The organism is Ruminococcus sp. AF31-8BH (genome assembly GCF_003460605.1).
In the GTDB taxonomy this organism is placed as follows: Bacteria; Bacillota; Clostridia; order Lachnospirales; family Lachnospiraceae; genus Blautia_A; species Blautia_A acetigignens.
Map to the genome: position 1 here is coordinate 1 of NZ_QTVN01000036.1, position 4,620 is coordinate 4,620.

The 4,620-nt window shown below is 42.4% G+C and carries 5 protein-coding genes and 1 tRNA gene; 2 read left to right on the forward strand and 4 right to left on the reverse strand.

Translation table 11 applies throughout. The annotated features are described in order from the left end of the window. Positions 1-181: 181 nt before the first annotated feature. Positions 182-252: transfer RNA gene (locus DWZ38_RS21695), tRNA-Trp, on the forward strand. A gap of 80 nt (positions 253-332) precedes the next feature. Here the strand turns inward: DWZ38_RS21695 and DWZ38_RS21700 are convergent. Further along, positions 333-554, reverse strand: a complete 222-nt coding sequence (locus DWZ38_RS21700) for a hypothetical protein (protein WP_243000502.1) — start codon at positions 552-554, stop codon at positions 333-335. An 874-nt stretch (positions 555-1,428) separates the two neighbouring features. Here DWZ38_RS21700 and DWZ38_RS21705 point away from each other — a divergent pair. Then, the gene (locus tag DWZ38_RS21705) at positions 1,429-2,241 is read left to right on the forward strand and encodes a reverse transcriptase N-terminal domain-containing protein (protein ID WP_243000505.1); all 813 of its coding nucleotides are present in this window, start codon (positions 1,429-1,431) and stop codon (positions 2,239-2,241) included. A 198-nt stretch (positions 2,242-2,439) separates the two neighbouring features. Here DWZ38_RS21705 and DWZ38_RS21710 read toward each other — a convergent pair whose 3' ends face one another. The 3 genes from DWZ38_RS21710 to DWZ38_RS21720 form a co-directional block, all read right to left on the reverse strand. Continuing rightward, positions 2,440-3,300, reverse strand: coding sequence for a tyrosine-type recombinase/integrase (locus DWZ38_RS21710; protein WP_207661338.1), 861 nt, complete (start codon positions 3,298-3,300; stop codon positions 2,440-2,442). After that, positions 3,281-4,264 carry a tyrosine-type recombinase/integrase gene (locus DWZ38_RS21715; protein ID WP_117855384.1) on the reverse strand — a complete coding sequence of 328 codons (984 nt, stop codon included), beginning with the start codon at positions 4,262-4,264 and terminating at the stop codon, positions 3,281-3,283. The genes DWZ38_RS21710 and DWZ38_RS21715 overlap by 20 nt, the downstream gene beginning before the upstream one ends. Next, a partial coding sequence (locus DWZ38_RS21720; protein ID WP_147343046.1) for a tyrosine-type recombinase/integrase occupies positions 4,257-4,620 on the reverse strand: 364 nt, incomplete at its 5' end. The genes DWZ38_RS21720 and DWZ38_RS21715, both read right to left, overlap by 8 nt.

A 4,620-nucleotide genomic window follows, 5' to 3' on the forward strand; every position in this document is an offset into this window, starting at 1 on the left:
CTGAGTGCTAAGCACGAAGGTCGTTCCATCGAACGAAGTGAGATGGAACTTCCAGGTTATTCGCAAGGTTGAAGAATGATTCAGAAAAGATTCCAGACAAGGATATGGCATGTATGTAGTTTTGAAGGTACAAAACTTTCAATGAATTGTGACTGCTAATAGTCACTTTTCTTTATAAAATAGGGGATTGGTCAAATGGTATGATAGGGGTCTCCAAAACCTTTGGTGGGAGTTCGATTCTCTCATCCCCTGCTGCAAAAGGGATATGAAATAGCTGAGTGCTGTCTCATATCCCTTTTTCGATATTATGCCGCAGGGGAATTCTGTGACATTTAACTAAGCTTAATTTTAATCACGTTTTGTGCCTGCGCCATATCTTTTTTCTCCACGAGAATTTCATACTGCTTGGATTGGTCTGCCGGAATACCGGCACTTCCCACAGTTCCGCGGAAGGTTCCGCTTCCGTTCCAGTCTCCTAATCGGTCTTTTACCTTATACTTGTACGGAATCCCCTCTCTGTCCAGAACATCCCGAATTTCATTAAATTTTTTCATATCCGTTCCAGTCCAAATGCTTTCTGAATGAAATACCGTAAACATTGTTCTCCCTCCTTTTCAGGTACATGATTCATATACTTTTTCAGTAAATTTTGATGTTTTTTTCATTTTACCATATTGTTATTGAAAAAACTATCTTATTTAATCCGCATTGTAACTTTGAATGAAAAGCCTAATTCCCCAGCTATGCTGGGGAGAATGGAGTAGGCGGAAGCGGTGCGGATAACAAAATAAAGCCTCCTGTGATATGATGAGAATGGTGTCGCAAGCCAAACTCAAAATCAAAGGAGGCGGTCCAAATGGACAATAAAAGTCTATCACATACTCGCTGGAAATGCCAGTATCATATCGGTGCGACCTGCGGTCGTTGCTTGAAGTGCGCGCATGCGCTATCACCTCCATTCGTGATATTCCTACCACGAAATGCCTAGTAAGTGATGAAAGGTATGAAGCAGTGGGACAATGCGGGTAAATGGAAGTCACATCCACCCAACCGCTAGGAATTGATGCACACGGCTAACATATGTGAACCATTGTAAGGGTCGTGATACTTGAAATGGTGAAAGTGACTGATACACCATTACCAAAACGGTTAGAGGGCGCGGGCTGGCGGTTTCGATATGCGCTGAGCCGAATGGACGAAGCACCTCCGGCCTAAAAGATGGAGCCTAAATGCATCGCAATAATTCAAGCAGTGGAACTGGGAAACCCTTTTGTGCTCCTTTCACAGGTAGGTTAATCGTAAGAAAAATACAATGCACAGGAGGAATGGATGCCAGAAGAAGCGAATGCTGCTGTGTAATGCAACAGATAGGGATTCAAACTTTGTCCCATCCGAAAGGAGGCAGACGTCTGGCGCGTGTCTAATCATATGAAAGACTGGGAATCTATGAATGCACAAAGTTCAATGACGCCACCTGCGAGGACAATGCAGACATACAGAAAACCGAAATGGAAAGAGATTAACTGGAAACAGGCAGAACTGTATGTTAATAGACTACAAGTACGGATTGTGAAGGCAGTACAGGCTGATAAGTGGAGACTTGTAAAGAGACTCCAAAAGTTAATCACAAATTCATTTTATGCAAAAGTCCTGGCAGTTAAGAGAGTGATAATAAACAAAGGTAAAAATACACCTGGAATTGATGGAGACATCTGGTCGACAGACGAAGACAAAATCCAGGCAGTTTACAACCTTACAACTTCTTCATACAAAGCAAAGCCATTGAAGAGAACTTATATCGAAAAGTATGGAAAAAAGGAAAAACGTCCACTAGGGATACCAACTATGACCGACAGAGCCATGCAGGGTTTACAACTGCTGGCTCTTGCCCCGATAGCAGAAACAACAGCAGACAAGGTTTCCTTTGGATTCCGGCAAAACAGATGTGCACAGGATGCAATGGAATATATGTTCAAACTCCTGTCAAGAAAAACTTCTCCGGAATGGATTTTGGAAGGTGACATTAAAGGATGCTTTGATAACATCAGTCATGACTGGATGTTGGAAAATATTCCAAGTGATAAAAGAATAATGAGGCAATTCTTGAGATGCGGCTATGTAGAGAATAAGAGATTATTCCCCACAACAGAAGGTAGCCCCCAGGGCTCATTATGCCGAGCTCGGCATAAACCACCTTATGACGAGATAGATGTTATGCCGAGATACGTTCAGTATTCTTAGATTTTTCCAGTGTTTCTATTTGCGTAACTCGGCATAATAATTCTCTACTTTAAGGAATTTAAAAACTGTAAAAGATCTTTATCTTTGTTCCAGTCAGGAAAATCTCTTTCCTCAGTAACTTTTGGAGCAAGTGCATTTACCGCATCATTTTTCAGACGATTATCAGCTCTCACGTAAACCATCGTCGTAGAAATATCCTCATGTCCGAGGAAATCTCTGATATAGACGATATTGATACCGGCTTCCAACATATGCATTGCTTTTGAATGACGGAACATATGACAATGTACATGTTCTGGGAATGCTGCATCTTTTTTTGCGGATCGCATCTACATATTTTTTTATGATATAAGAGATACCATCGCGGTCAATCTTTCGATGATAACGGTTAGTGATCAAAAAATCGGTTCCTACAGCGTATGAACGGTACCGGCTAAGATAGTTTTCGACAAGTTTTGCTGTTGCGTCTGCTATCACGACTGTACGGTATTTGTTGCCTTTTCCGTGTAATCTTACGGTTGCAACAGAACCTAACGATATATCGGCTATCGTAATATCGCATAATTCCTGAACTCTGCACCCACTGTCATACAAAAGTGTCAGGATTACCCTGTGTCGGAAACCGGTATGGGAATTAACATCCGGACTGTTTATAAGTGATGACATCTGTTCCACAGTCAGGAAAGATACTTCTTTCGGTGCAGCCTTTTTTGCCCTGATCCCGGAGACATTCTGTAAAGGGGCAATGTACTCGATATGTTCCAGCTGTGCATAATCACTGAATGCTTTCAATGCAGCCAGCCGTTGATTTGCTGCAGTTATACCAGCCCCGTTGTTCCGGTACCATTCCAGGAATTCAATCACCAGTTCACGTTTGAAGTCCCTGATATAAAAAGAATTCGGAGAGGTTTCTTTTTCTTCTTTTAAAAACCGAAGGAACAGTTTCAAAGTGTCTCTGTAACTGAGAATGGTATTCCTGGAATAACATCTATGATGCGGCAGATAGTCCGTTAAAAAACCTGTGACCAGACAGGCAAAATCAGTAGAATTCGTGTTCATTGATAACTGCCTCCCTGATCAGATCAGGAAAAGATTCCATCATCCGTTCTTTTATATATGGAAAACGTTCCGCCGTAAGTTTTAGATAATACGCTGTTTCCTCAAAACTTTCATGTCCAAGCATTGTACGCATATATGGAAGATACGCAATCAGGTCTTTTCCTTCATCGCTCCATTTGCGGAGAAGATTTACGCAATAAGTATGGCGGAAGTCATGGATACGGGGACCTTTTCCAGTGTGAGAGATCCCAGCCTGTTCCAGATAGCGCCTGAAATTTTTATATACATTTCCTAAAGTCATCGGTCTTCCCGGAAGCAGCATAAAGAGATATTCATCATCGGATGAATGGACATGGATCTTTTCTTTTAATTCCTTACACTTATCCATAAGTAAAGGATGGATCGGGACATACCGCTCTTTATGATTTTTGGCCTCGTGAACAGTGATATACCCTTCTCCGAAGTTGATATCACGGATTCTGGCAAGGCGCAGCTCCGAAACACGCATCCCACTGGTGTACAGGATACGGAAAAAGACCGGCATCACATCAGCACGATACGGGCAGGAATCCGGCACCGACTGGCTTTTGTCAACTGCATCAAAAAAACTTTGAAGTTCTTCATCTGTGTAAATATGTGCATCGTATCTGCTCCTTTTCCGGGTGATTCCTTTCGGCGGAATATATGCAGGAATCCCGATATCGTTGAGATATCTGCAGAAAACCCGCATGACACTGATACGGCTTGCCTGATTTGTGACTGTCTCATAAGTTCTTTTTCTGCACCATAGATCACAAAGTTCTTTAGAGATACGCTTTTCGGAAAGATTGTTTTCGCATAAAAAGGTGTCAATGCGTCGCAGAGAACCTGCCTCTGCTCTATAAGAGAATCCAAGTGCGCGTTTTAATGCTATAAGATCATGGATCTCCTCTTGAAAAATGCTGTTATAAATCTCTTTATCCATGGCGAAATCCCTCCGGTGAAAGCACACATTCGGCCAGTTTCTGTAGGTCTGTCTTCAGATAAACAGCCGTTACATCAGAGTTAGAGTGCCCAAGGATATCTGTAATGACCGGAAGCGGTGTCTCCATTTCCAGCAGCATGGAGCCGGCAGAATGTCTTAAGGAATGAAAGCCGGAGTGCTTTTTTGTACGCTGGTCGATACCTGCTTTCCTCATGTATCTTACAAGCTGTTGATGCATATGGTTTTCATTGCCGATAGGATCAAATGGCGGCATATGTTTCAGGAACACCTGATCCGATTCGCAGTACTGAGGTCGCCCATTTTTGATATAATCGATCACCGCCCAGCCTACAGCA

Excerpts from the sequence above, each read along its gene's own strand:
- DWZ38_RS21705 (WP_243000505.1), top strand. The coding sequence starts at position 1,429 with ATGAAAGACTGGGAATCTATGAATGCACAAAGTTCAATGACGCCACCT.
- DWZ38_RS21700 (WP_243000502.1), bottom strand. The coding sequence starts at position 554 with ATGAAAAAATTTAATGAAATTCGGGATGTTCTGGACAGAGAGGGGATT.
- DWZ38_RS21715 (WP_117855384.1), bottom strand. The coding sequence starts at position 4,264 with ATGGATAAAGAGATTTATAACAGCATTTTTCAAGAGGAGATCCATGAT.
- DWZ38_RS21710 (WP_207661338.1), bottom strand. The coding sequence starts at position 3,300 with ATGAACACGAATTCTACTGATTTTGCCTGTCTGGTCACAGGTTTTTTA.